The organism is Haloferula sp. BvORR071, from assembly GCF_000739615.1.
In the GTDB taxonomy this organism is placed as follows: domain Bacteria; phylum Verrucomicrobiota; class Verrucomicrobiia; order Verrucomicrobiales; family Akkermansiaceae; genus Haloferula.
This window is the reverse complement of record NZ_BATP01000051.1, coordinates 56259-83257: the sequence shown is the minus strand read 5'-3', so window position 1 is coordinate 83257 and position 26999 is coordinate 56259. Positions and strand designations below refer to the sequence as shown.

Annotated in this window: 24 protein-coding genes and 1 tRNA gene; 11 read left to right on the top strand and 14 right to left on the bottom strand. The window is 63.0% G+C overall.

The annotated features are described in order from the left end of the window. Window positions 1–218 precede the first annotated feature (218 nt). Window positions 219–4751 carry an autotransporter-associated beta strand repeat-containing protein gene (locus tag BV071_RS25440; protein ID WP_035613273.1) on the top strand — a complete coding sequence of 1511 codons (4533 nt, stop codon included), beginning with the start codon at window positions 219–221 and terminating at the stop codon, window positions 4749–4751. A gap of 576 nt (window positions 4752–5327) precedes the next feature. Beyond that, window positions 5328–6590 carry a hypothetical protein gene (locus BV071_RS25435; RefSeq protein WP_035613270.1) on the top strand — a complete coding sequence of 421 codons (1263 nt, stop codon included), beginning with the start codon at window positions 5328–5330 and terminating at the stop codon, window positions 6588–6590. Between the two features lie 21 nt (window positions 6591–6611). On the opposite strand, the gene BV071_RS25430 is transcribed toward BV071_RS25435, so the two are convergent. Beyond that, window positions 6612–7172 carry a hypothetical protein gene (locus BV071_RS25430; RefSeq protein ID WP_035613268.1) on the bottom strand — a complete coding sequence of 187 codons (561 nt, stop codon included), beginning with the start codon at window positions 7170–7172 and terminating at the stop codon, window positions 6612–6614. A 131-nt stretch (window positions 7173–7303) separates the two neighbouring features. On the opposite strand from BV071_RS25430, the gene BV071_RS25425 reads away from it, so the two are divergent. Continuing rightward, window positions 7304–8533 (top strand): hypothetical protein, encoded by a 1230-nt coding sequence (locus tag BV071_RS25425; protein ID WP_265594874.1) that lies wholly within the window; start codon window positions 7304–7306, stop codon window positions 8531–8533. A 280-nt stretch (window positions 8534–8813) separates the two neighbouring features. Here BV071_RS25425 and BV071_RS25420 read toward each other — a convergent pair whose 3' ends face one another. From BV071_RS25420 to BV071_RS25395, 6 genes are all read right to left on the bottom strand, one after another. Continuing rightward, window positions 8814–10367 (bottom strand): RtcB family protein, encoded by a 1554-nt coding sequence (locus BV071_RS25420; RefSeq protein ID WP_035613261.1) that lies wholly within the window; start codon window positions 10365–10367, stop codon window positions 8814–8816. Beyond that, window positions 10364–10933, bottom strand: a complete 570-nt coding sequence (locus BV071_RS25415) for a GNAT family N-acetyltransferase (RefSeq protein ID WP_052573891.1) — start codon at window positions 10931–10933, stop codon at window positions 10364–10366. Before BV071_RS25415 ends, BV071_RS25420 begins: the two co-directional genes overlap by 4 nt. Before the next feature lie 384 nt (window positions 10934–11317). Next, a complete protein-coding gene (locus BV071_RS25410) occupies window positions 11318–11863 on the bottom strand; it encodes a GNAT family N-acetyltransferase (protein WP_075091006.1) in 546 nt (181 codons plus the stop codon). Between the two features lie 300 nt (window positions 11864–12163). After that, on the bottom strand, window positions 12164–12736 hold the full coding sequence (locus BV071_RS25405; protein WP_035613258.1) for a GNAT family N-acetyltransferase: 573 nt from the start codon (window positions 12734–12736) through the stop codon (window positions 12164–12166). A gap of 315 nt (window positions 12737–13051) precedes the next feature. Then, the gene (locus BV071_RS25400) at window positions 13052–13642 is read right to left on the bottom strand and encodes an HNH endonuclease (protein WP_035613255.1); all 591 of its coding nucleotides are present in this window, start codon (window positions 13640–13642) and stop codon (window positions 13052–13054) included. Window positions 13643–13673: 31 nt separating this feature from the next. Continuing rightward, window positions 13674–13747: transfer RNA gene (locus tag BV071_RS25395), tRNA-His, on the bottom strand. 636 nt (window positions 13748–14383) lie between these two features. On the opposite strand from BV071_RS25395, the gene BV071_RS25390 reads away from it, so the two are divergent. Continuing rightward, window positions 14384–14794 (top strand): hypothetical protein, encoded by a 411-nt coding sequence (locus BV071_RS25390; protein ID WP_265594873.1) that lies wholly within the window; start codon window positions 14384–14386, stop codon window positions 14792–14794. 141 nt (window positions 14795–14935) lie between these two features. Here BV071_RS25390 and BV071_RS25385 read toward each other — a convergent pair whose 3' ends face one another. The 5 genes from BV071_RS25385 to BV071_RS25370 all read right to left on the bottom strand — a co-directional run bounded on the left by BV071_RS25385 (window position 14936) and on the right by BV071_RS25370 (window position 19168). Continuing rightward, window positions 14936–16423, bottom strand: coding sequence for a cryptochrome/photolyase family protein (locus tag BV071_RS25385; RefSeq protein WP_035613248.1), 1488 nt, complete (start codon window positions 16421–16423; stop codon window positions 14936–14938). A 121-nt stretch (window positions 16424–16544) separates the two neighbouring features. Next, entirely contained in the window at window positions 16545–16940 is a 396-nt protein-coding gene (locus BV071_RS25380; protein ID WP_035613245.1) for a hypothetical protein, read from the bottom strand. Window positions 16941–17086: 146 nt separating this feature from the next. Beyond that, the gene (locus BV071_RS35735) at window positions 17087–17209 is read right to left on the bottom strand and encodes a hypothetical protein (protein WP_265594872.1); all 123 of its coding nucleotides are present in this window, start codon (window positions 17207–17209) and stop codon (window positions 17087–17089) included. A gap of 194 nt (window positions 17210–17403) precedes the next feature. Then, window positions 17404–18309, bottom strand: coding sequence for a transglutaminase family protein (locus BV071_RS25375; protein WP_052573889.1), 906 nt, complete (start codon window positions 18307–18309; stop codon window positions 17404–17406). Window position 18310: 1 nt separating this feature from the next. Then, the gene (locus BV071_RS25370; RefSeq protein ID WP_035613240.1) at window positions 18311–19168 is read right to left on the bottom strand and encodes a transglutaminase family protein; all 858 of its coding nucleotides are present in this window, start codon (window positions 19166–19168) and stop codon (window positions 18311–18313) included. A gap of 103 nt (window positions 19169–19271) precedes the next feature. Here BV071_RS25370 and BV071_RS25365 point away from each other — a divergent pair, with 103 nt between their 5' ends. The 7 genes from BV071_RS25365 to BV071_RS25335 all read left to right on the top strand — a co-directional run bounded on the left by BV071_RS25365 (window position 19272) and on the right by BV071_RS25335 (window position 25056). Beyond that, a complete protein-coding gene (locus BV071_RS25365; protein ID WP_265594871.1) occupies window positions 19272–20000 on the top strand; it encodes a hypothetical protein in 729 nt (242 codons plus the stop codon). Between the two features lie 103 nt (window positions 20001–20103). Continuing rightward, entirely contained in the window at window positions 20104–20829 is a 726-nt protein-coding gene (locus BV071_RS25360; RefSeq protein WP_265594870.1) for a hypothetical protein, read from the top strand. 118 nt (window positions 20830–20947) lie between these two features. Further along, a complete protein-coding gene (locus BV071_RS25355) occupies window positions 20948–21571 on the top strand; it encodes a hypothetical protein (RefSeq protein ID WP_035613230.1) in 624 nt (207 codons plus the stop codon). Window positions 21572–21586: 15 nt separating this feature from the next. Then, window positions 21587–22291, top strand: a complete 705-nt coding sequence (locus BV071_RS25350) for a hypothetical protein (RefSeq protein WP_035613228.1) — start codon at window positions 21587–21589, stop codon at window positions 22289–22291. Between the two features lie 293 nt (window positions 22292–22584). Further along, complete coding sequence (locus BV071_RS33660) at window positions 22585–23331, top strand: hypothetical protein (protein WP_265594869.1); 747 nt, start codon at window positions 22585–22587, stop codon at window positions 23329–23331. A 110-nt stretch (window positions 23332–23441) separates the two neighbouring features. Continuing rightward, a complete protein-coding gene (locus tag BV071_RS25340; RefSeq protein WP_035613225.1) occupies window positions 23442–24149 on the top strand; it encodes a hypothetical protein in 708 nt (235 codons plus the stop codon). A gap of 706 nt (window positions 24150–24855) precedes the next feature. After that, window positions 24856–25056 (top strand): hypothetical protein, encoded by a 201-nt coding sequence (locus BV071_RS25335; protein ID WP_035613222.1) that lies wholly within the window; start codon window positions 24856–24858, stop codon window positions 25054–25056. Window positions 25057–25086: 30 nt separating this feature from the next. Here the strand turns inward: BV071_RS25335 and BV071_RS25330 are convergent, their stop codons facing one another. Continuing rightward, window positions 25087–26028 carry a hypothetical protein gene (locus tag BV071_RS25330; protein ID WP_035613218.1) on the bottom strand — a complete coding sequence of 314 codons (942 nt, stop codon included), beginning with the start codon at window positions 26026–26028 and terminating at the stop codon, window positions 25087–25089. A 91-nt stretch (window positions 26029–26119) separates the two neighbouring features. Then, window positions 26120–26509, bottom strand: a complete 390-nt coding sequence (locus BV071_RS25325) for a hypothetical protein (RefSeq protein WP_052573887.1) — start codon at window positions 26507–26509, stop codon at window positions 26120–26122. Between the last annotated feature and the right edge of the window lie 490 nt (window positions 26510–26999).

The window sequence follows — 26999 nt, the reverse complement described above, 5'->3', positions numbered from 1 at the left end:
CTCGCGCGCACTCCGAAAGCGGCGCAGCCGCAAAAGGGCACACACATGGCAAATGAGGAAGCGGATCGGCGACCCGAGGCGCTATCCCCCCACCCCACCCACTCAATCATGTAGCTGGGACGTCCAGAGCTGCGGGCCGAGCATGCAAGCCTCCGAAAAGGGCTTTCCCAAAATCTCCTTTCGGCAGGCCCCAAGACCCAACCCAGCTCAGGAAACCCATGATCTACCTCCACAGCTCCGGAGGGCGTACCCGCGCCGCCCTTCTCTCCGCCGCCGCTTCGCTTGCCATCGCCTCCACCAGCTCCGCAGCCGTCAAAACCTGGGATGGTGGCGGTAGCGATGACAACACGCTGACCGGCCCGAACTGGAATGCCGATAGCGCACCCGCCGCCGATGACCAATTGGTCTTGGCCGGCACCCTGCGCCCGGCCCCGGTAAACAACTACGCGCCCGGCACCACCTTCAATGGCCTCAGCGTCACCGCCGGCGCCAGCGCCTTCACCCTTTCCGGAAATTCGCTCACCTTCACCCGCCCCATCACCGCTGGCGGCGTGGCAGTCTCCGGCGGCACCATCGTCAACAACGCCACCACCCTGCTGACCATCTCCGCACCGGTAAGCCTAAGCGCCGGCAAGCAAATGATCACCAGCCCGACTGGCGGCGGCGGCATCAATTTCACCGGCGCCTTCAGCCATAGCCCTAACAACTCCACCGTCATCGCCCGCACCGGCGGCCACATCAATTTCAGCGCCGCCACCGGCCTCGCCAATGACGCCAGCGGCATCCTCGGCGGCTGGGCCGTGATCGGCGATGACTGGGCCACCATCAATGGCAGCGGCAATCTCGTCGCCTACACCGGCTACACGCCCATCGCCGCCGGCGCGGTCGCGAACAATCCGAACGCGAACTACCGCTTCACCGATGAGACCGGCGACATCACCGCCGCCACCGGCACCACCATCAATACCCTGCAGGCGAAGATCTCCGCCGCGCGCAATCTGAACATCACCGGCCAGATGCGCCTGCGGCCGAATGGCGCGATCTACCGCCTGGGCACTTCCGGCACCGGCGTCATGGGCGTGCAGGGCACCGGCAGCACCCTCACCGTGGATGGCGGCGGCGCCATGACCCTGTGGGATGCCACCACCTCCGCCGCAAACTTCGCCGCGACCAACAACAACCTGCGCATCGACTCCCAGATCACCAATGACGGCGCGAGTCCCGTCTCGGTGAATATCATGGGCTACCTCCAGATGGGCAGCGCCACCGCCGGTGCGAATACTTACAGCGGCGGCACCTTCATCAACCAAGGCCGCGTCCAGGCCGGCAATCCCGCGACCTTCGGCACCGGCCCGGTGACCATCTATGCCGGTGGCCAGGCCTTCACCAATTCCGCGAACATCTTCGCGAACTCCTTCACCGTCTCCGGCAATGGCCCGACTGAAACCAATGGCGGCGTGAATGATGGCGCGGGTGCGATCCGCCTCGGCACCGGCTCCACCATCTCCGGCACCATCACCCTGGCCGGACCCACGCGCCTGACCACGAACTCGACCGGCAATGGCGGCAGCTTCACCGGCCGCATCACCGGCAACGGCGCGCTGCAGGTCGGCGCCTTCGCGACCACCGCGTCGATCATGAATTTCAACAACCAGACGGCCAGCCCGAACGATTGGGTCGGGCCGCTCTCGGTCAGCGCTCTCTCGAACCAGCGCAGCTTCACCTTGCGTCTCGGTGCCGCGAATCAGATCCCGGATACCTGCGACGTAACCCTCAGCGGGGCCACCAATGCCACCCTTGAGCTGAATGGCTTCAATGAAACCATCGGCGCGTTGAATGGCGGCGTGAGCAATTTCCTGACCGTCTCGAACATGGCGGCCGGCAGCACTTCCACCCTCACCCTTGGTGCCAGCAATGCGAATGGCGACTTCGGCGGCACCATTCAGGACAAGGTCGCCGCTCCAACCAGCACGCTGAACCTGGTGAAGACCGGCACCGGCAAGCAGGTAATGCGCGGCTCCGTGAACCACAGTGGCACTGTGAGCGTGAATGGCGGCATCCTGGAATACGTCGGCGCCTCCTTCGGCCTCGGCACCATCACGGTGAATTCCGGCGCGGCCCTCGCCTCGAACAATCTGATCTCCGGCAATGTGGTCCTCGCCGGCGGCTCACTGCGGCCGACCCTCGTCGACTTCGGGCAGCTTTCGCTCGGCGGAAATCTCACGCTCGATGCCGGCTCCTCGATCGATATCAATACCTCCGGCCTGCCCACCGCGCCGGTCATGGTCACGGGTGCCATCACTCCCACCGGCGGTGCTGGCAGCGTGGCGATCAATCTCACCGGCGCGGAGCCCGCCGTCGGCCAACACCAGCTCATCACCTACAATCCCACCGGCAGCCTCGGTGGCATCGGCGCCGCCGCCTTCACGCTCGGCACCAAGCCACCGCGCATGGTCGCGAATCTGGTGGAAGACGTGCCGAACAAGGCACTGCTCCTCAACGTCACCGCCAGCGGCATTTCCGCCGTCTGGAGCGGTGCGGCCGGCAGCGAGTGGAGCACCGCCACCATCGCCGCGCCCAAGAACTGGGTGCTGAGCAATGCTCCCGCCACCACCACCGACTTCCTCACCAATGACGCGGTGGTCTTCAATGACAATGCCACCGGCAACACCGTGGACATCAGCGTCGCGGATGTGACGCCCAGCGCCGTGCTCTTCGACAACGCCAGTGACAACTACACACTGACCGGCAGCAAGGGCATCACCGGCGTGGCCGTGCTCACCAAGCAGAACACCGGCAAGCTCACTATCAACAACCCGAACAGCTACTCCGGCGGCACCCTGATCAATGCCGGCACCCTGGAGCTCGGCAACAACGGCAGCCTCGGCAGCGGCACCCTGCACAATGAAGGCGTGCTCGCCATCAACCGCACGGTGGACAGCACCTTCGCCCCCGTGATCGAAGGCGGCGGCGAACTCCACCTCGATGGCAGCGCCACCACCACCCTCACTGGCACGAATACCTACGGCGGGAATACCGTGATCTCCGCCGGCACCGCCCGCGTGACGAACAATGGCTCACTCGGCGCAGGCACCGTGCAGGTGCTCGCCGGCGGCGCGGTGGACATCGCGGGCAATACCGCGACCACCCACAACTTCGGCGCGAAGCAATTCCTGATCTCCGGCAATGGTCCCACCGGCACCGGCGCTCTGGTGAATAGCGGCACCATCGCCCAGCTCAATGCCTACCAGCTCGTCTCACTGGAGGCAGATGCCAGCGTCGGCGGCAGCGGCCGCTTCGATATCCGCGGCGGGACCCCGGTGCTCGACTTGAATGGCCACACGCTGCGCAAGCGCGGCAGCAATCAATTCACCCTCGTCGCCGCCACCTTGGATGACGGCGGCAAGGTGATCGTCGAGCAAGGGCTCTTCGCGCTGGAGACCACCACCACCACGAATGGCAGCGGCTCGGTAGTGCTCGAGCCCGGCACCATGGGCGGCTTCTATCAGAATGTCCCGCCAGTCGGTGGCGGCGTGACCTGGGAATACACCCTGCGTGAGGGCTCCATGATCGGCAATGCCGGCACCGTGCTCGCCACCATCCCGGCCCCGATCAAGCTCGAAGGCAATGGCATCCTCACCGGCTTCAATGCCAGTGCGCCGGACCCCGCCGCGGTGCGCCCGCTCACTCTAACAGGCAACATCACCGAGAGCGGCGGCTCCTTCGGCCTGGCCAAGAACGGCGTCAGCATCGTGACCCTCACCGGCGCGGCCAATAGCTACACCGGTGCCACCCAGGTGAATGGCGGCACTCTCGTCGTCGATGGCGTGCTCAGCGCCTCGCCCGTGACCGTGGCCAGCGGTGCCACCGTCGGCGGCATCGGCACGATCGGCGGCGGCATCACCGCGAGCGGCACGGTCTCCCCGGCCCTCGCCACCACCACCGGCACGCTTACGGCCGGCGCCACCACGCTGAACTCCACCGGCGGCCTCGCCGTGCAGATCAACTCCGCCGCCACCACCACCGACCTGCTCACGGTGAATGGCGCACTCACCCTCGGCGGCACGCTCACCGTCACGGATATCGCTCCCGCCGCGGTCGCCCTGGCGGTCGATACCAAGTTCACCATCGCCACCTACACCGGCGCACTCAGCGGAGCCTTCAGCAATGCCCCGGAAGGAGCAGTCCTCACCGTCGGCCTGAATAAGTTCAAGGTGGACTACGATGAAATCCTGCTCGGCCAGACCTCGGTCACCCTCACCGTGACCGCCGGCAGCGCCTACGACGAGTGGGCCACTGCCAAGGGCCTGACCGCCGGCAACAATGGCAAGAACGACGACCCCGACCACGACGGCCTCAGCAACCTGCTCGAGTTCGCTCTCGATGGCAGCCCGCTCGGCGGTGCCAGCGATGGCAAGTTCCGCAGCGCGATCGCCGACGTCGATCCCGGCGCGGGCGTCGACAACGCCTTCACCCTGACCCTGCCGGTGCGGAATGGCGCGGTCTTCACCGGCCCCGGCGACCTCGTCTCCGCTCCCACGGACAACCTCGTCTACAGCATCCAGGGCAGCACCACCATGGCCTCCGGCGACTTCACCACGCTGAATGTCACCGAGGTCACCCCGGCCCTGAGCAGCGGCCTGCCCGCCCTCTCCACCGGCTGGAGCTACCGCAGCTTCCGCAGCCCCGGCAGCCCGAACAATCCCAACACCAAGGCCTTCCTCCGCCTGAACGTCAGCGAGTCACCGTAAAGGGAGCCCTACCCATTTCCAGGAGGTCCGAGAAGGGTCCGGGGTTCGCCCCGGGCCCTTATCAACTTTCCTACAACTCTCCCGCGCGAAAAGTTAGAGCCTCATCCGGAAGGACTTCCGTGAAAAATGCACGGCGGATCATTCCGTGCTGGCGTAGGGGGGCAAAATCGGACACGGTCCGCCTCGTAAGGGATAGTTGCACAGCCCCCCAAAAAAGGGACACGGTCCCCGGACACTGGAACGGTTCCCCCCTCTAGCGTCCGGGGACTTTTGTTTATAGGAGTGGGGGTTTCGCGGAGCGGAACGGTTGGGAAGATCCCCCGATATTTGCAGGCGGGTCCTTCGGAGAATCTTCTCCCCTCCCGCGATCGCGTAATGCCATCCCACCCAAAATCGGCCATAGTCAGCGGCGTAAGGGATAGTTGCACAAGCCCCCCAAAAAAGGGACACGGCCCCCGGACACTGGAACGGTTCCCCCCTCTAGTGTCCGGGGACCAAGCCCTCTCCTAAAGGGAACCCCCGCTGTGCACGCCTTCCCCCTTTTCATCTCGCCGCGCGCAAGCGCCCGTGCGATGGATGAACCCCGTGAACTCCCCGGGCAATCGCAGTGGCTCTCCCGGCACCCGCAGCGCCGCGTATGGGCTGCTCGCCACGGCCACCTGCCTGCTCTTTCTCCCGCGTTCCACGCAGCAGGATCCGCATGCGGCCAAGCAGCGCCCGCCCCTCGGTGCCGGCTCGCTGCCCGCGAAGGCCTCCGACCGTTCCCGCGATATTGCGGAGCGCGCGGCCTCACCCTTCACCCAAGAGGCCGAGCTCAGCATCCAGCGTTGGCTCGATTCCCTCGCCGCGCACCCGGAGAATCTCAAGAACCCGCCGCTCGATGCTTGCGCCAATCTCAGCGCCCGCGCCGCCGAGCGCTTCCTGCGCGATCCCGATCACGGCTGGTCGCCGCTGCTTGATGTCTCGCGCTACGCCTACCTCACGGATTGGGAGGCGATGCTGCCATTCCACAAGGCCCTGTTAGAGCGCTGGGCGGAGCTTGATGCGGGCTCGCTCGTGATGAAGCTCCCGCCGCCGGATGACCAGGACAAGGCCATGGCTCCCGCCACCGCGCTCCTTGAGAAGGCCATCGAGTCCGCTGATGCCACCACTGCCGGCCGCTTGCTCCAGCACTGGTTCGATGGCGTTGGCTTCAGCAATCCTTCCCCGGCCTTCGGCAAGATCACGGAGAAGCTGATGCAAACATGGGCCGGCTCCGATCCCACCGCCGCCTGGCAATGGCTCACGGACAAGAACCTCGTCGGCAGCATGCTCCAGGGCGCTGCACGCGGCTACCTCAATGGCCTTCAAAATCCCGACTGGCCCGCCCTGGTGGAAGCCGCGCGGCAGCTTCCCGACGCCAGCCTCTTCGCCGGCAGCAGCCCGCAAGCCGCCTTCCGCCAGGAGGCCATGCGCCGCTGGGGCCTTGAGGATCCGGTCGCGGCCTTGGGAGCACTCGACATTGCCCCGCAGCCCGTCGCCCGCAATAATACCGAAGCCTACTTGAGCGAATCCATCGCAGACTCGCCCCAAGCCCTTCTCATCGTGGAGTGGCTCAAAGAGGACCTCGGCACCCAATCCAAGCTCGAGGCCTGGCAACCCGGGCACCTCGACCGCGAGGAAACCTTCGCCGCGATCGCGCGCTCAACGGACTTCCCCCCCGAAGTCCGCGACGCCGCGCGCAACCTGATCCACGATCCCCAACACCGCGCGGCCATCGACTCCTTCCGCGAAACGGAGAAGCGGTTCCAGTTCACGGACTTCAGCGTTGAGCCCAGCAAGCTGCCGCTGCCGGACTAATGAGCGCCATCTAACAGCGCCTCACTTCTCCTTCTCTTTCTCCACCGCCGCTTTCGTCTCCGTGACCGTCAGGCTCAGCTTGCGCTCATTGTCCTCGAACAGCAGGTAAGTCCCCGGGCCCTTGTAGCGGCGCTCGGTGCCGTAGATCACCACCGGCTGCATCGTGTTGCTGTCGCCCGATGGCGCTTGCAGCTTCTGCAGGTCATTGACCTCCACGTTCAAGTAATCGTCCTGAGCCTTGCCGGGATGTTTCACGCCGAAGTCCAGGCTGCTCACGATCGTCCAAGTCCCGCTACCCGGCACCCGCAAAAGCGCCGTGCCGCTGCTCGACCTCGTCCCCTCCTCAGAGCTGTCCTGTGGATCCGCATGGATCACCGACCGCGCGATCACCTTCCCCGCTTCGACCAGCGTATACTCCATTACCAGCGTCGCATTGTAGGTTGGCGCCGCCGCTTGCTCCTGCCCCTGTGTCGACGGCTGCCCCTGCTTGAGGAACTCAGTATCCGGCGGCTGCGCGGCGGAAAGCGGAAGGAGGGAAAACCCGAGGGAAAGCGTAGCGGCGGCAAGGATCGGAGATTTCATGAGTGGAGCAGTGAGAAGGTATCGAATTGAATCGGATCGGATACAAGGGAGCAGGAATCCCGCGCCCTGCAACCCATTCTGTGCGCCCTTCCGCCTCGACCTCCGCCATGATCCATGCGATTCCCCGAGGCGTGAATCGCCAACTCCTCATCCTCACCGGCGGCGTCTTGCTGGTCGCGGCCGGGAGCTTGGAAAGGAACGCGTCGCTGACAGCGGAAAACGAAAGGGCGAACACCTTCGCTGCGCCCACGCTGCCGGGGAAGTCGGGCGACCGCAGCGCCTCCTTGAGCAAGGCGGCGGCCTTGAAGAGCTCTTCGCAAGAGGCCAAGGCGCAGATCCAGCGCTGGCTCGACAATCTCTACAACGAAGAGATCGAGCTATCCGAGCCCGCCGCCACCCCGGAGGTCCTGGCTGCCTGCAAGAACCTCAACGCGGCGATGATCGAGGAACTCCTCCGCAGCCCGGATCTCCGCTGGTCGCCGGAGCACCGGGTGCGTGTGGATTTCGGTATGGACTTCTACAGCTCCTGCCTCGCCCCGCTGCAAAGCGCCTTGCTCGAACGCTGGGGCCAGCTGGATCCGGATGCCGTGAGCCGAATCGACGTCCCCCCGAGGTACGAAGGAGAAGGCAATTGGCAAGCGGTCGGCGCATTCTTCAAGGGCGTGGCCAGCCATGATGGCGTGCGTGCCTATGAGCTCTTGAGCGAGTGGCTGCCCGCGGAGAACCAATGCCCCACAGGCGCACTCATCGGCCCCTTGTTCGAAGGCTGGGCCGGCAGCGACCCGGAAGCCGCGTGGGAATGGCTGAAATACATCCCGCCCACCGAAGAAGGCGAGCAAGAGTGGAAAGCCGCCGCCCAAAGTTTCTTCGCCGGGCTGTCCCCGAAGACGAAGTGGGAGGACTTTCCGCACAAGATCGAAACCATGCAGGGGGAAGGCAGCTTCATGCCCGGCGGAGGTGAGCACACGCTGCGGCTGGAACTCGCCAAGCGCTGGATGCAGCGTGATCCGGCCGCGGCGCTCAACTTCTACGGCACGCCTAGTAAGAGTCACTTCCTCATCGACCCGTTCTCCGCCGGCATTCAGAAACCGGCCAGTATCCTTGCCGGAGTGATCGCTCCTTGCCTCGAGTCCGATCCGAATGCCGGCGCAAAGCTAGCCGATGCGCTGGCGCAGTCTTCCGCTCTCTTCAAGGGCACCCATGCCGACGACGTCTTCGCGGACATCAAGAACAACTCATTCTGGTCTGAGGAGGTGCGCGAAAGGGCCAAGGCGCAGATCCGCGATCCCGAAGCCGTCGAACGTCGCCGCGCTGAGAAGGATGGACGCTCGCGGATCGAGGGCTTGAGGGCGGAATTTTGAAGGCCCTCCGTCAGATTTGCTGATGGATCGGAGCTAGCGCTGCCTTCGGTAGGGCTGCTTGGCCTCAGGCAGCCGCGTGCGATCCACGTGGACCTTTACCGTTTTCTACACTCGAAGGTGATCCCGACATCGCACGCGGCGCGCTGAGGCCAGCGCGCCCTACCACGGATCGAAAGGCACGATCCCCAGATCTTAACGCCTCCAGCGCTGAAGAACTAGAGGCGACTCCACTGAAGAACCATGCGCAACTCCGCTGAATTCTGCGTAAGGGAAGCGCCCCCTACCACTCGTCCTTCATCTCTTGATTCACCCTGCGTCGCTCGGAGCGGTGCTGGATCTGCCGCTTCTGCTTGGGGGTGAGTTCTTCTTCGCGGTCGCGCCATGAGCGGCCGGAGTCGCCGGCCATGATGCAGCCGAGGGGGCGGATCTCGGCGACGATCTCGGCGAGGCCGAAGTGCTGGATCTGGGCTTTCACCTGGGCGGCGTTCTTGTAGGCGATGGGTGTCTCGCTGAGGTCCGCCTTGCCGCAGAACCAGCGGACGTCGAGGCCATCGGTGCCGCGCTCGATCGCGGTGCGCCGCGAGGCCTGATCCGGGAACTGTTTTCTCAGGGCGGTGCGGGAGAGGTTCCGCCCGGCACCATGAGGGGCGAAGGAGAGGAACTCCTCGCGATCGCCGCCCAGCACTAACAGAATCGGCTCGGCCATGTTCAGAGGAATCAAGCCGAGCTGCGGCCGCCCTTGCTCATCCTTCCACGCCGGGGTCGCGCCCTTGCCGTGGAAGAAGGTATCGCCGCGCTGCCAGACGAAGTTGTGCTCATTGCCAATCTCCGCCACCGCATGGCCGCCGATGCGCTGCAGGAAGCGCTGGTGGATCGAGCGGTGGTTCGCCTTGGTCCAGCGCGCCACATACTCCAGCGCATGCCAGTAATCGCGGCCGGTGTCGGAGCTCGCATCAAGCCAGGCTGCGGCGGCGGGGATGTGCTGGGCCTTGCGCGCGACATGCTTCTCCGCCGCGATCTGGCCGCGCTTGTAAACGTGCGCGCCCAGGCTGCGCGAGCCGTGGTGGGTGACCAGCACCCGGTAGCGCTTCTTGCCCTCATCCTCCGGCGTGAGCACGAATTGATCCGCCAGCTCGGTGTGGCCGGTCAGCCGCAGCATCGCCAGCATCGTTTCATCCACATCCACTTCCCCCACGAAGGCGAAGTGATTGCCATCCCCCTGGTCTGCGATCTGGGTCGCCGCACGCTCGCGGAGTCCGATCAGGAAACGGTTGCCCCAGACATTCTCATCCAGCACGGGGTCATACACCAGGTCATCGAGGTGCCGGTGCTCCGGCCCGAAGCGCGTCGCGATCATCAGCGCATCGATCTCCTTGCCCACGCTACTACGCTCCTCGTAGAAAGTGGCGTACATCGAGCAGCAGATGTCGGACGAATGCGCGGAGGGAATGATCGCATTCTCCACCGCGATCGCCCCGCCCACTGGGATCACCGCCGGCGCGCTGCCACCCACCGGACAAGCGTCCGGCATGATCGCCCCGCGGGAGATGATCGGAGTCTTGAGCAGCTCGTGCATCTTCTTGCGCACCAGCTCCACATTCGCCTTCTCCTCCTTGCTCTCCGCCTGGATCGCCTCCGCCAGCGGTGCCGGCTTCTCGCGCATCGCGTATTTCACCGGTGGCGGCGCCACATCGCGCTTCAGCAGCTTCAGGGCATACTTCGGGTCCGCGATCCCGCGTTCCTCATACTCCGCGATTTTCGCGAGCAGGTCTTTGAAGATCAGCCCCGGCTCATAGCCGGCGGCGACCAGGTCTTCTGTCGTCAATAAGTTCATTTTGCCATGCTGGCGTGTCGGGCACGCCATTCGCCGGCGCTGAGGCCATAGCGGACGTCATCATACTGCTCGTCGCCACGGCTCGCGCCCAGCTTGGTTTTCGATAGGAATTTCAGCCCGGCCTTCTCCATCACACGTCCGGAGGCAGGATTGTGGGCAAAGTGATAGGTATCCACGCGCTGCACCTCGAGCTCGTCGAAGGCATAGCGCAGGACGCGCTCCAGCGCCTCCGTGGCATAGCCCCGGCCCCAGTGCGGCACGCCGATCCAGTAGCCGATCTCATTGTCCCGCGAGCCATCGCAGAAGAAGGAGATCGCGCCGACCAGATCACCTGAATCGCGCAGGCAGATCACAAAGGAAGCCTTCACTCCCTCCAGCCACTGCTGCTCGGTCAGGCGAATCCAGTCCACGCACCCGCCCCGCGGGTAGGGATGCGGGATCAGCGCCGTCATCTCCGCCACCCGGCGGTCACTGATGAAGCACTCGATGCGCGCTGCATCCTCCGGCAAGGGCGGACGCAAGATCAGGCGCGTGGATTTCAAAACGATGGGAACGATGGGCTTCATGGGATTGGAGGTAGTCCGCACACGCCGTGTGCGGACGAGGTAGTTCTAGTGGATGTCAACACCGGGTGCCCCGGGTTGGCGGAGATTTTAGCCTTGCGGCGAAGCAGTTCTGGTTGTCGTCGGAGACCAGCAAAAGGTGGTCCGCACAGCCCTCTGTGCGGCGAAGCAGTTCTGACGGTAGCCGGAGACCAAGTGCCCTCGGGAAACTGCGCTCTCACCATCATCTGATTTTTAGAAGGAGTTCTCAAGGCAAGCCAACCCCGGGGGCCACCAAGTAGAGTATGCTACAAGGGTCACTTCGGCCGCACAGAGGGCTGTGCGGACCACCTTTTCAGCCACTTGGTGAAGGGGCACTTTGGAATGAATAGATTCATGGTCATCTAGCTATGCAGCTTTCAGTGCTTCCCACTCCTCCGCCGAGATGCAGCGCTGGATCCCGGACACGATCACCCCGGGATCATCCCGGTGCGGCAGATCGACGCGGACAGCATGAGCCATCCCCACCTTCTCCATCACCCGGCCGGAAGCGGGATTCTCTAACAAATGACCTGCCTCGATGTGCTGAAGCTTCCGCACCTCGAAGCCATATCGGACCAGCTCCCGCAGCGCCTCGGTCGCAAAACCGCGGCCCCACACGGAGGGACAGAACCAGTAGCCCGCAGAGGCATGGCCATCCACGGTCGTCGGCTTCAAGCCGATCGCACCGACAAATGCCTGCCCCTGCCGCGTGAAAACAGCCAGGGCACCCATGCCATGATCGCGCCACGACTCCCGCGCCTGCTCGATCCAGGTCTGCGCATGGCTGGGGAAATACGGATGCGGCACCAACACCATCTCCGCCACCCGCCAATCCGAAGCCACCGCCACGATCGACGGAATGTCTTCTTCAGTAGGGGGCTTCAGCAAGAGTCTGGAGCTTTCGAGTTTCATTGGGCAAAGAGCTTGGAGCGAAGGGCAAACCGTCCCGGGCGTCCGGAAAAGGCAGGACCAACCACGAATGGACACGGATTAACGCGAATGGAGATCCAGTTCCGGCCGTGTTCCCTGCCTTTCATTCGTGTCCATCCGTGTTCATTCGTGGTTGATTGGATTTTTCAGATCATTGAAGCGGGCTCATGGCGGAACGGCCGCGTCGTTCCGGCTGGGGTTCCGGGTTACTCAGGCTTGAAGGCCACAACGCGGACTTTACCCAGCCGGAACGGCACGACCGTCCCGCCACTACCTTTTCCCTTAGCCGCCGGCGAACCGCCATTCGTCGGCGAAAATCCCATAGTTCACGCGGTCATAAGCGGTGCCGAAGCGCACCAGGCCCCCGCGGATCACGTGTTCGAACTTCATGTTCGCCTTCTGCATCACCCGGCCCGAGGCCTGGTTGTCAGCCATGTGGCAGGCACCCACGTAGAGCAGGCTGCGATCCTCGAAGCCATGCCGCAGCACCTCGCGCAGCGCCTCGGTCGCGTAGCCCTTGCGCCAGTACGGCACGCCCAGCCAGTAGCCCACGTCCGCGCTGCACTTGTCACTGCGCAGCTCGAGCGAGACGATCCCGATCATGCCGGCTTCAGGCTCATCCCTGCGTTCGATCGCGAAGACTTCATTGCCTTGCTTGCGATCCACCATCACCGACTCCAGCCAGTCGAGCGCGTGGCCCAGATGGTAGGGATGCGGGATCAGCGTGGTCTTGAAGGCGATCCGCGGGTCACCCGCATGAGTCACGATCGCGGGAATGTCGGCGGTATTCACCGGCCGAAGGATCAGGCGTTCGGTCTCAAGGCGGGTGGTGGCGGGTGAAGCAATGGTCTTCATGATTGGCGGTGTGGTCTGTTAGATTGGAAAGGGAAGTGAGTGACGAAGGCGGATCACCTGCTGCTGAGTTCGAGCCACGCGAACCTCAGCGCGAAGGCGATCGCCATGATGGCAAAGATGAAATTGGCTTCGTGCATTGGATTGAGGAGAGTTCACTAGGCACTAGTTCCCGGACGGGAGCGTGTGGAAGAGAGGCAGCTGGCACCGGGATCAGGCGCTTTGCACCTCGGATACATTCTGTTGAGACGAGCTGCCCGCATCGCAGCGCCACCCCTCTCTTCTCCACACTTCGGTTTGAAAATTAGTGCTTAGTAATTAGTGATTTTGTCTCAGGAAGTAGTCCCACTCGGGGATCTTCCACAGATTGCGGATCCGCAGTGATGTCGGCACCGACCGCGGCACCCTCGGCTGCGCTAGCAACCTTAGGCCGGCCTCAGCCGGGGTCCGCGCGCCCTTCCGGGCATTCACAGCCCTGCAGGCGAGCACGCAGTTTTCCCAGCTGTCGATGCCACCGCGCGAACGCGGCAGCACGTGGTCGATGTTCGCTTCACCCGGGGTCAGCTTGCGGCCGCTGTATTGGCAGCGCCCGCCGTCCCGTTCCCAGATCGCGCGGAAGCCGAGCTTCGGCACGTGGATCGGCACGCGGTCGTAGTTCGCCAGCACGATCACCGTGGGGATCCGCACCGGACCTGTTGTGGTCCCGATCGCCGGCTCCCCCGCTACCACCGGCAGCGCGCGCCAGTCCGCCCAGTCAAAGGCCTGCATCGCATCGCCCTCGATCCGCAGCGCCCGCGCGGTGCCGGTGGCCAGGTGGCCGAAGGCATCTACCGGGGTGACCGCGTCGATCGCGAGCCAGTGGCGGTTCAGGACAAGGACGGAACTGCGTTGGAGAAAGTGCTCTGTCATGTCCGGAGGAAGAAAGAAAGGGATTGGGGATTGGGGTGACCTACGGGAGTCGAACCCGCCCTGCCGCGATCACAACGCGGGGTGCTACCTCTACACCAAGGCCACCATTTTGACCCCACCACATGACAACAGTTCTCCCACGTTCCTAGATATACCTTTATCGCAGCGCCATATCTTATGGCGGCGATATCGGCTTCCGGATCGGAAGGGGTTCTGGGGCCGTCGGGCGGGACGGTCGGTCAGGAAATCGGTTTTACGATGGACGCGGAATCACGGTCGAAAATCAGAGAAAGGGTAAAGGGTTTGGAGTGGGACGATTTGCGGAAAACAAAAAGCCCCGCTTCCGGTTTGGAAGCAGGGCGGCTTTAAATCCTTGGATTTAGGCGGCTATCAGGCCAGCGGCCTGGTCCTGCTTCGTTCGGGCGCCGGGTTACCGGCAAAGGTCATTGCGTCGTATGATTTCAGGCATTTATTGTCCTGAATCGGCGATCCGATGACCCGGCGCCAAAGGGCGGAGACCTCTGTGACGAGGACCTCGCGGCTTTGTAGTTCGGATCGGTGGAGACGCATCGTGTGGAATGAAGTTGCCGGTAGATATGCAGTCGCCGTTCCAGCGTCAATTGTAAAAATCAGATTTTCTTATATGATAGAAAACTGGTCGCCTTGCTTAGGTTTCCAAGCTGCCACCATCCTTTCCGCTCGCCCCACGCGCCTGCGTGGCCGAGTGTGCCCGGAGCAGAAGTGAGCAAAGCCGCCACAAAGCCAGCCGGGGATCCGCACAATCCCTACCAGACTCCACCCTCCGCCCTGGCTGCGGGTGCAGAGCTGGATGCCGCCGCGCAGTGGCGCAAGCTGCGCCGCCAGCTCCGCCACACCGTCCTCCGCGAACAACGCTGCGCCATGGCCTACGGCTCGCTCGGCGTGATCCTCGTCTTCATCGCCTTCCAGTTTGTCCCCAAGTCCCTCGGCCCCGGCTGGTGGAAGCCCGATCATATCGACATCATGCCTGTCTATATCTTCGCGGGAATGGTGATCGCCTGCGCCGGACTCTTCCTCCGCCACGTCATCGTCGCCGGCGCAGCCCGCAAGCGCGTAGCACAACTCGAGCGCGAGCACCCCGAGGGCTCCGGCGACTTCTTCACCCTCCCCTGACAAGAACGGTAAGCCACGACCTCACGTCTCCCCTTTTGCGCGCACTAACTTCACTCTCCAAGAACGGCAACGCCGTTCCCTCCTATAGCCCAAGGGTTGCCGAATGCGACCGTCGTAGGTGCCTCAAATCCTTCCAGTGAATCAGTCCTTCTTCAGGCCCCGCAAGAAGCCTTCCATCACTTTCCGCTGCTTCTCCTTCTTCTCCCCTGCCAGCTTCTCCCAGCTCCGCGCCATCATCGCTAGCCGTGGATTCGCGCTGAAGAATTCCAGGTAGTCCCCGATGAAACACCAGAACAGCGCATCCCATACCTCGCACCACTCCCCTGCCGGATAGTACGACATCTTCCGTATATAGTTCGACCCGCTCAGATACGGCTTGGTCGTGAAGGTCCCGCCATCCGCGAACTGCGACATGCCATACACATTCGGCACCATCACCCAATCGTAGGCGTCCACAAACAGCTCCATGAACCAGCGGTAAACTTCATCCGGCCGGATCCGGCACAGCAGCATGAAGTTCCCCATCACCATCAGCCGCTCGATGTGGTGGCACCAGCCATGCTCCAGCACGCGGCGGATTGTATCGTCCACCGGCGGGATTCCCGTGGTCCCGGTGTAAAAGGCCGCCGGCATCTTGCGCCGGAAGCCCCAGAAATTCGCATTCCGGATCTCCACCCCGCGGTGGCGATAGATCCCCGCCATGAACTCCCGCCAGCCGATCACCTGGCGTATGAAGCCCTCCAGCGAGTTCAGCGGCACCTTGTGCTTCTCCGCATGCGCAAGTGCCCGCTCCACGATCTCCTGCGGCGAGATCAGCCCGATATTCAGCACCGGCGTGAGCACCGAGTGGAATAGCACCCGGTGATTCCGCGAGATCGCATCCTCATAGGCCCCGAAGTCCGCGAAGCGCTCCGCCATGAACTTCTCCAGCCACGCCAGCGCCTGCCGCCGCGTCACCGGATACCCGAAGCGCTCCACGCCACCGGGGTTCCCCGGGAAGCGCTTCGCCACATACGCCAGCGCCTCCTGCACCGCCGCATTCGGCTTCAGCTGCGGCTTCAGCGGCGCGAGGTGATCCTCCGGGAAGCGCTGGCGGTTCTCCACATCATAGGACCAGTGACCACCTCGCGGCGAGCCATCCGCATTCAGCAGGATCCCCATCCGCTGCCGCTGCTCACGGTAGAAATTCGCCATGAAGGGCTTCCCGCAATCCTGCCCCGTGTGCTTCTCCAACAAATCCGGCGGCGTCAGGAAATTCGGCGAGGGATGCAGCACCAGCTCCACCCCGCGGGCCGCCGCGAAGCGCCGCAGCCGCCGCTCCAGCACATCATCCACCGGATCCGCCAGCTCGATCCGCTTCACCGGCTTCGGCAGCAGCTCATCTAACAGCTCCGCCGAGTCCACCTTGCTCCCCGCCGGCGTCTCCACATAGCGGCAGCCTTCGCGCCCCTCCGCCCACGATTTCATCGCCGCCCGGTGCAACACCAGCCGCTGCCGGTGCACCGCCAGCGGCCAGCGCGGATCATTCCCGAAGAACAGCGGGTCCTCGATCAAATACACCGCCCGCCCCGCCGACAAAGCCGGATGATCCGGGTAAAGCTGGTGCGGATAGACAAGTGCGACGGTCATCGGAGAACCAGGAATGCCGCCCTATCCTAACCCTCTCCCCCACACCCGCCCACGAAAAAGCCGCTTGGATCACTCCAAGCGGCTCTTCGAAATCAGTCAGGCAAAAGCCCAACAAGATTGATCAGGCCAGAGCAGGATCTTCCTTGTCGTTCTTCTTGCACTTGTCGCAATCGCCAAGGAGAGCCAGAGCTGGGTCTTCCTTGTCGTTCTTCTTGCACTTGTCGCAATCGCCAAGGAGAGCCAGAGCTGGGTCTTCCTTGTCGTTCTTCTTGCACTTGTCGCAATCGCCAAGAAGGGCCACAGCCGGGTCTTCCTTGTCGTTCTTCTTGCACTTGTCGCAATCGCCAACGAGGGCCAGAGCAGGATCTTCCTTGTCGTTCTTCTTGCACTTGTCGCAATCGCCAAGGAGGGCCACGGCTGGATCTTCCTTGTCCTGCTTCTTGCACTTGTCGCAGTCACCGGCGAAGGCCAGCGGGACCAGGAAGAGGGCGGCTAATGAGCTGAGCACGAGTTTCATTGAAGTAGTTTTACTTGGTGGTGGTGGCGGTGGATAACCTATCTTGAGAACCCACGAAAGCGGATTTTGTTCCCGGAAAATAGCGCCACACCCCGGAAAATTTTTTCCTTACCCCCAGATTCCGCCAAAATACCCCCTGCCATCCCCTAGCGTGGCACCTCCCCCGCAGGTGCCACCAAGTCCTTCGGGGCATGCAATCCGCCCTTGTAGAGCGAAAGCGCCAGCGCGGCGGCGGCCAAAATCGCAATCGCGATAACTAGCTTATTCATAGGGCGGGGCAGCGAATAGGGAGAGAGGGACAGCAATCGGCAGGGGGCCCGAACCGGGGCAAAAACCGCCGGACACTGCAACCCCCACCCCCCAAAGGCAATACCGAAATCCCGTAATACCCCACCCCACTCCTTGATAGCCAGACACTCTGGAAAAGCGCGGAGTGGCGGGTGCGGAGTGCGAAATAAGACCCTCAAGAACCCCGCACTCCGGATTCCGCTTTCGCCACTTCCGAAAACTCCACCGTCACGGCCATGCTCTGGAAGGCCCCGGACGGGCCGGTGAAGCGCCCGCTGACCGGCATGACCCCGCGCGGGTGGTGGCTGGTCCCGGTCACGATGTGCTGGTGGCTGCAGCGCTTCCCCGTCGTCGGGTCAAATCCCCGCCACCCCAGCTGCGGGAAGTAGGCCTCCGTCCAGGCATGGGTGGAGCCGCGCGCCGCCCGCGTGGCCGCGCAGTCTAGGTAGCCGCTGGCGAAGCGCGCCGCGATCCCCAGGTGCCGGAGCGTCTCCATCATCAGCGTCGCCACGTCCCGGCAGGATCCGGTCCCGAGGGAGAGCGTCGTCGCCGGCGTCTGCACCCCCTTCGCCTCCCGCCGCTGGTAACCGATTTTGGCGTGGATCAGCTCCGCCAGGTGCACCACGAAGTTCTCAGCACTCGGGACCCCCCCCGGATCCGGCAGGGTCTTGATGAAGTCCTTCACCGCCGCGGTCTCCTCCCCATACACCGGGGTCAGGTAGCCCACGATGATCCCGTGCTCCTGGGTATCATACTCCAGCGGGAAAGGATCCGGGCTCTCCGCCTTCGCACCCGGCGGCGCGGCCGGATCGAAGAAGCGCCGCACCACCACATCCACGTCGAAGAGCAGCTCCGTCCCCGGCTCATTGAAATGCGCCCGTGCCACCGAGTTGCCAAAGATGTCCCGCGTCCACACCACCTCCGCCGCCGGTGCGATCGCCAGCGCCAGATGCTCCACTCGCAGGTCATGCCCCTCCCGCGGCCGGATCACCAGCTTGTGGCTGCCAAAGCTCACCGGCTCCGCATAGGCATAGCGTGTGCGGTGCCGGATCCTCAGCAAGTGGCTCTGTTCCTCGCTCATGTCATGGCTTGATCAAGATCGCCTGCCCCGCCAGATCCTCCGGACCCAGCGCCTGGAAATCCCGTGACACGCAGGACACCGACATCCCGGTCATCTGCATGCTGCCGAAGATCGTCGCCACCGAGGAATCCGCCGCATCCCGCCCGATCGCGATCCGCACCAATCCGTTCAGCGCGGCCAAGCGCGTCGGATCGAAGACAAACCAGCGGTTGCCGATGCAGGCCTCGAAGCAGGCGTGGAAGTCCGGCGGTTCCATGAAGCAGGCATAGCCGGTGAAGTAGCGCGCCGGAATCGACAGCGCGCGACACAGCGCGATCCCCAGGTGCGCGAAGTCCCGGCACACCCCGGAGCGCTGCGTGATCGTATCATACGCGGAGGTCGCCGCATCCGTGCTGCCGGAGATGTAGTCGATGTTCTTGAAGATCCAGTCACTGATCGCCACCACCTGGTCATAGGGATGATCGATCGCTCCGAATTCCTTGAAGGCGAGTTGCCACAGCCGGTCGGATTGGCAGTAGCGGCTGGGGAAGAGGTAGGGGATCGCGCTGCGGCGGAGTTGCGCCACCGACACATCGTGGATCTCCTCGTGGCTCACCATCGCGTACTTGGTCTCCGCCATCACCGAGTAGACGATGTCGAGCTGGGTCACATCACCGGTATCCAGCCGGATGTAGCGGTTCTCCCCGGTCTCCAGCGGGAATTCCTCCCAGCGCACGCCGGGGGTGATGCTGAAGTGCTCATCCGTCAGCTTCTGGTTTCCCGTCGCGAGCGGGTGGATATTCAGGAGCATCGTGCTGCGCTGGAGCACCTGATAGTGGAGCTCGGCATTGATCTGGAAGGTAGAGGACGAAGTCGGCATGCCCCGCCACTCTCGCCCTGTATGAAGAATTGGCAAAGGAAGGATGAATCGCTTCGCACCGCTTGGAATTTCACGAGCGGCAATGCTAGAGATGTGAAAACGCGTGGATTCCCATTTGACATTGCAGCAACCGCCGCCTGATCAGCCGCCACCATCCCAGCCCAGCTCGCAGGCCATCGACTCCCGCATCAAGGCCAAGCGGATCTGGTGGCTCGGTGGGCTATCCTTCGCCTTCTGCCTGATGGCCTTCGTCCTTCCGCTGGCCTATCAATCTCTCAGCCATCCCGACCGGCCCCTTGCCATCCACCACATCAAGCAGCTCAGCACCCTGCTCTTCGAGTTCGATAGCGAATACGGCCAATACCCCGACGCCAGCACCATCGCCGCGGTCCAAGCCAGGACCAAGACCACCCTCCCCTTGGGCAGCGGCAGCGCCAGTCAACTCTTCCGCCAGCTCTTGGTGACCAGCCCAGGCATCGACGAGGAACCCTTCTGGGCCAAGACCACCACCTCTCCCAAGAAGCCCGACGATATCTTCACTACCGACGCCACCGCCCTCGCCAAGGGCGAGTGCGCCTTCGCCTACATCGCCGGCCACAAAGCATCCGATGACGCCGATATCCCGATCCTCCTCACCCCGCTCATCCCCGGCACCCACGAGTTCGATCCCAAGCCCTTCGATGGCAAGGCCATCATCCTCTGCAACGACAACACCGCCACAGCTCACCCCATCGACAAGCACGGCCACGTCATCATCAACGGCATGGACATCTTCGATCCCCGCCAACCCTTCTGGCATGGGAAGGCGCCTGACGTGAAATGGCCGGAATAATCCAAGCATCGTAGCGGAATGGCTGCGCCATTCCGGCAGGGCGAATCCACCCCGCTAAAGCGCCGTCCCATTCTCCCTTGCAGCAACCCTCTAACAAAACCCCGTGGGTATACCCCTTCCCCAACCGCCTCCGGACGCTCCCGCGCCACCTCCCGGCCCGGAGGCCCTGCGCTCGCAGCGGAAGATGCGCTGGATCATCCGGGGCATCGTCGCCGGACTCTTCCTTTGCGGATTGCTTCTCCTGGCTCCATTCGTCCTGAAGTCCGCCCCGGCCGCACCGCGCACTGAGGCACTCAGCGACATCAAGCAAATCAGCACCATGCTCTTCGAGTTCGACAGCGAATACGGCACTTTTCCAAGTGCCGACACCATCGACAGCGTGAAGGATGAAACCAAGACCACCCTCACCCTCGGCAGCTCCAGCTCGAATCAACTCTTCCGCCAATTGCTGGTGAGCACCTCGGGCATCAAGAGCGAAAGACCCTTCTGGGTGAAGACCGGCTTCTTCAACAGAAGGCCCGACGATATCTTCAACACCGATACCACCGCGCTTGCCAAAGGCGAATGCGTCTTCGCCTACGTCGCAGGCCTCAACTCATCCGGCGACCCCCAGACACCGGTCGTGATGACCCCTCTCATCTCCGGCAAGCAGGAGTTCGACCCGGGCCCCTTCAAAGGCTACGCCGTCATCCTCCGCCTCGACAACTCCGCCGTGCCCTACCCGATCGACAAAAACGGCCATGTCATCCTCAGCAACGGCATGGACATCTTTGATCCCCGCCAACCCTTCTGGCACGGCAAGGCACCTGATGTGAAATGGCCGGAGTAAACCCACCATGAACCCTCATTCTCCAACTCCATTGCCCGATGCCGCCCTCGCATCGGATCACGAACCCGCGTCTGAGCGTTTCCGGCGATGGGCCCGTCGCTGGCTGGGATTTACCGTCTTGGGCCTTCTTCTCGCAGCGATCGCCGCCATCTTCTTCATTTACCATCGCGCCTCGCTCCACCGACAGGCCATCGATGCCCGCGACGAGGCCATGCGCAATATGCGCGCGATCTCCATCATGCTGTTCGAATTCGACAACGAATACGGCAGCTACCCCAGCGCCAAAACTGCAGCCGATGTGAAAGCCGCCACGGACCGCAAGCTCAGCTTCGGCGACACCAGCTCGAATCAACTCTTCCGCCAGTTGCTTGCGGGCGGTGCTGGCAAAAGTGAGAAGCCCTTCTGGGCAGCCATCACCAGCCCGCCCAGAAAACCCGACGACCATTTCACCGGCGACTCCACCGCGCTTGCCAAAGGCGAGTGCGGCTTCGCCTACATCGCCGGACTCAGCACCAGCAGTGATCCTTCCACGCCACTGCTGATGACTCCTCTCCTGCCGGGCAAACGCGAATTCGATCCCAAGCCCTTCCACGGCTACGCGGTGATCCTTTTCAATGACAACAACGCCTCCGTCTTTCCCATTCAAAAAGACGGCAAGGTAATCCTCAACGGCATGGACATCTTCGATCCCAAGCAACCCTTCTGGCATGGCAAGGCACCCGATATCAAATGGCCGGAGTAGAGCGGACCTACGACCATGAGCACGAATCCAGAGCCACCACCAGGCGCGACCAAGAAGCATCCGCCGCTTCCTGCCACCGTTCGCTGGATGAGCATCATCATCGCTCTGATCCTCCTCGCGGCGATCGCCTATCCTTCGTACCTCCTCATGGCCTACCAGCGCGCCGCCGCCAGTCGGCAGGAGGCCATGGACAACATCCGTGCCGTCGGATTTATGATGCTCGAATTCGACGCTGAATACGGCAGCTACCCCAGCGCCGCCGCCGCTGCCGAAGTGAAGTCCGCAACGGGCAGCGAGCTCAGCCTCGGCAGCGCCAGCTCCAACCAACTCTTCCGCCAGTTGCTTGCGGGCGGTGGTGGCAAAAGTGGGAAGCCCTTCTGGGCCAAAACCGCCAACTCGCCCGGCAAGCCGGACGACAACTTCGGCAGCGATGCCTGCGCCCTCGTCGCGGGCGGAGTCAGCTTCGCTTACATCGTCGGCCTCAATTCGAAAAGCGATCAGGCCACGCCGCTGCTCATGGCGCCGCTCCTGCCGGGCAAACACGAATTCGACCCCAAACCCTTCGGCGGCCATGCCGTCATCCTCCTCAACGCCGGCCACGAAGCCAAATCCTACCCGATCGACAAAGACGGCCACGTCATCATCGGCGGCATGGACATCTTCGATCCCCGCCAAACCTTCTGGCATGGGAAGGCACCTGACATCAAATGGCCGGAGTAGCAAAGGTGGTCCGCACAGCCCCTGTGCGGCCGAACGGTCCCTCATCGCACTTCACACCCCAAGCCCGCCTCCGGCCTCTTCCTCTCGAATTTCATCGATCATCTCTCAGATTTCCTCTCTCCCGCCCGCGAGCCCATCAATCGTCATTACCGATATTCCGCGCGCGATTATCGATGCCCCGCGAAGCCACGTTTCCGGCATCATGGCAGGATGCCGGACCGCATCTATCAGCGGCCGACCCCGATGATTCACATCACCTCCGGATGAAGAGCCTGAAGAGCAAAGAATTTTGGATGATCACGACGCCTCTCGCAGCAGGAGTCGCAGCTTACTTCATCGCATCGCACTTCGTCGAGCCGCCTCCCCCCGGGGACCATGAGATCAAGGTCACCAGCTACCCCGAAACTTGGTTCGACCGCTTCAACGTCCACGGCTCCGAGCTACACAAGCTGCAGGTTGGAAAACACACGTTCAAAAGCGTCGTCGGAAAGCCGCCTTATTACATCGAGCTCCCCGAGATCCAAGCGATCCTGTTTGTTCAAACCCAGAACCACTACCGCTCCTCGCAAAAGGTCGTTTTGTATTATTTCAATAGGACCACGATCATCTTCGATGACCGCCAAGCCCTGTTTCCTTCGTTCCAGATGGGAGATGAGGAGTTGTCCATTTCGAGCTGCTCCGAAACGGAGATTGTTTTCAATCAGGGCCCGACTGCCGATGCCCCGCTAGATGAACTCTGCAAGATCCTCGCGGAAGACAGGACCTTTGGCTTCGATGAGCTTTGGGAACGGGTGCTCCACAACCTCAAGACCCGCAATGTCAGAGGCTGGGGCGACCTCGAGCAGCTTCGCCCGACCGTTCATGATGACCTCAAGGACTTGGTGAGCCGCGGCCTGGTCGAAAACACCGGCGAGGAATACAAAGGCAGCGAGCGCGTCCTTGAAGCCTCGACCGAATACCTGGCCACGCAGCCGGGCTACACCCGCACTTACACCTTCAACATCCCTTCCAAGACCCTCCAAAAAAAAGGCGGTTTCTGAGCGAATACCGGCACCCACTTTCGGCATCAAACGGCCGAAGTAGACACAGCGAGCGTGGCGAGTTCCTCCGTGACTGAAGCACCTCCGTGCTTCATCCTCCAAGATAAGCCATGAACTCCGTCTTAACCCAGCCGCCACCGGATGCCCCCGAGCCGCCGCCCGACCACTACCCTAGGCGCTTCCTGTGGTTCAAGGCCATCGCGATCATCGGCCTTGTATTCGTGCTCCTCTCCTTGGGCCTCGGCCTCATGAACATGGTCAGGTCCCGTGCCACAACAACCAGCGCGGTCTACAACGCCACCGAAGTCGGCAAGGCCCTGGCCAACTTCGAGGCCAGCTACGGCAAGTTCCCGGATGCCAGCACTGCCGCCGCCGTCTCCGCGAAGACCAGCACCCCGCTCACCCTTGGGAGTTCCACCGCCAATCAACTCTTCCGCCAGCTCCTCGTCACTATGCCCCATCCCTCCGAGGAGATCTTCTGGGCCGAGACCTCGATCACGCCCAAGCCACCGGACGAAATCTTCACCAGCAATAGCACTGCCCTCCGCCCTGGCGAGTCCGCCTTCGCCTACATCGCCGGCCTCAGCAGTTCGAGTGGCCCCACGACACCTGTGCTGGTCTGCCCTCTTCTCCCCGGATCCCTGCTCTTCGATCCCAAGCCCTTCCACGGTCAAGCAGTGGTGCTCCACGCCGACCATAGCGTTGCAGTCTATCCCATCGATCCCACCGGCCATGTCCTCATGGGCAGCCTGGACATCTTCGATCCTCGCCAAGCCTTCTGGCACGGCAAGGCACCGGACATCAAATGGCCGGAGTGAAGGGTGATCAAGAGCCCCAAAGGGGCGGCACGGAGAAAGCCCAGGGCAAGCGGCAAAGCGCGCAACCCTGGGTCTATCATGTCCCGCATTTCCATGCCCCCTGAATGGGGGGCCAGGAGTGCGGTGACACCCGGCGGCTTTCTCCTCCGCGACCTCCTTGCCCCCAATTCAGGGGCCAATCTTCTTCGGCATCGTACCCAGGGTTGCGCACGCGATGCGTGCTTGCCTTGGGCTTTCTCCGTGCCGCCCCTTTGGGGCTCTTGATTGCCTACCTCGCTACCGATATAACAAAGCATCGGTTCAATCGCCGCTTTTCGAGTTGGTGCGCTTGGATCAGAGGCATGCAAGTTCTAGGCGAGTTTACCGCGTGCTTGTGTAGGAGTGGTGGCCATTTGGGATGATTCGGGAGTTGGAGGGTACGGGGTGGTGGGGGATTTCTCCTAGAACTTGGATGGCGTATTGTGGGGTGGACGCGTGCTCAAAGCGGCGATTCTCGCACGCACTCCGATAGCGGCGGCGCCGCAAATGGGGTGGATCTTGGGTGAGCTTGACATGAGCTTGGTTTGGGTGGCTTGGCGCCTCTTGGAATCGGCCATCCACCGTCCAACCTTAAAATTCCCGTTGCGCCCCGCGGCATCCGGTGTCCGCTACCGGACGACCGATTCGTCCCCTTACAAATCAAGCAACCGTTCAAGCAGACACCGCCATGGCCACCAAACTCGACAAGACCCTGAAGCGCGAAATCGAAATCGACGGCAACGCCTACATCGTCACGCTCGATCCTCAGGGCCTCAAGCTCACCGAAAAAGGCCGCCGCAAGGGCCCCGAGCTCCAGTGGAAGGACCTCATCAGCGGCGGCGCGGCGCTTTCCCAAGCTCTTAGCGCGTCGCTTGATCAGAGCGACTGAGGCGGTGGGCGGCAAAAGGCAGCCGATTCCCTACCTCTTCTCCACCTCCGGAAGATCTAACAAAATCTCTTGGCTTGTATAAGCCGTCGCTCCCAGCGCCCGGCCTTCTCCATAGTAGCTACTCGCCGTCGACTCGGTCGCCCACTGGCGCTTGCCGTCGCGGCCGACCAGTTCCACGGCATCGATCTCGTTCCAGCCCGGCACGCGCGCGGTATCCATCTCCACCCGGATCTGGTCGCTGCTGATTCCCGGCGGCACGGTGAATGAACTATTCCGCGCCTGCCCCGCCGTGCCCGGATCCTGGGTGCCCTCCCAGAGCACCTGCTCGCCGCCATCCGGCATCATCGCCACCACCCGGCTGATCGCGCCCGGATTGTAGCTCTCGTGCACCACCACCTCCCCGATCTCGGTCGTGCCCGCATACTTCAGTTGCAGCCACTCCTTTCCGCCATCCTGGCTCTGTGAGGCCCAAGCCGTGGCGAAATCGCCGTGCGTGGCCGTGTCCGGCGCACCCGCTGCCTGCCCCGGACTCCATGAAGGCCCGCCCGGCTTCTTGATGAAGGGCTCCATCCGCGCCGCCCGGATGTCCTGCTCAAATCCCGTCAACTCCTCCGGCGTCAGCGCCAGACTGCGACCACCGCCCGGCCAGCGGAAGACCACCCCGCCATCCGGTGTCGACTCCACGCGTGGCCTGCCACCCGTCTGTGACACCGCCGGTCCTGACTTCGCCTTCTCCGCCGCCGCCCGTCGCTCTGGAGATACGCCGGAGCGTGCCGCGGCACCTTCCCCCGAAGCGTCGGAAGCCGACACCCGCGCCGCACCATGCTTCGCGGGAGAAGGACCATCACCACCACCCGGCTCCCGCTCCTGTCCCACCCGGCCTTTCAAATCCCGCAGCTCACTCCACAGCCCGCCGATCACCGCCAGCGACAGCAATTGGCCCCCGATCCACCACGCGGTTTTCGAGTTCATACCCGCCACCATGGACAGGTCCTCGCCGGTAGTCCAGCCTGCGGGCGCAGCCGAATTACTGCGCCCTTTGTGAAATCAGCGGCACCAGGCCTCAATTCTTGAGCGCCGCGAAGTTCTTCCGCCCGGCGAACAGGAGGTAGAGCGCCATCAGGCCCATGATCGCGAGCATCGGCAGGGACTTCGGGTCCAGGATGTCCTTCTGCACGAAAGCGTGGAAGGCGAGGATGTTCAGGATGATCGGCCCCAGTGCCAAGAGCCCGAAGTTCCGGGTCTTCGGAATCGCCACCAGGATCCCGCCGAGGATTTCGAACACCTTCACAAAGACCATGTAGCCCGTCGGTGCAAACGCGGCCATGAAGTGCTTCACCTCCTCATTCGCCGGCGGCGGCATGTCGCCCGGCTTCATCATGAAGAAAGCGATCGCGGACCCGACAAAGAGGAAGCCCAAGAGGCCCCCGACGATATTTGGAATATACTTCATGGCAGTAAACGAACGAACGAGTGAGGAGTGAATGGACAGGCATCCCCCATCTAGCACGACATTCCTCCGCCTTCAGGAAAAATTACGTCACCCGCCCGCGAATCGGTCCGCCCCACCGCAGCCCACTGGGTAGGTCGCGCTTTGGCCGGCTTGGGCAGTCGAGCGAACCCAACCACGGAGCTCCGCTTTCAAGGGTAAGTAGTCCCGCCTTCAGGCGGACGAAGGACTGGAAGAGCTGTCCTCGCCCTCAGCCCCCGGGGAATGCTGGGATTTGTGCGCGCGACGGAGCGGGCTTGGACTGGGTGTAGCCTGCTGGGATAGGGATGGTTTTTTACCAGAAGCCTGAGCCGCCGGGGCCAAGGGCGGATCGGAGCGGCAAGCCATGAGGAGATGCCTGACCGGGGGCATGAGGTGAGGACGGCTTGATCGGTCGCTTCACGGCAACAGGGTTGCCTGCCGGAAAGCGGCAAGTGGCTTGCCGCAGTCCAAG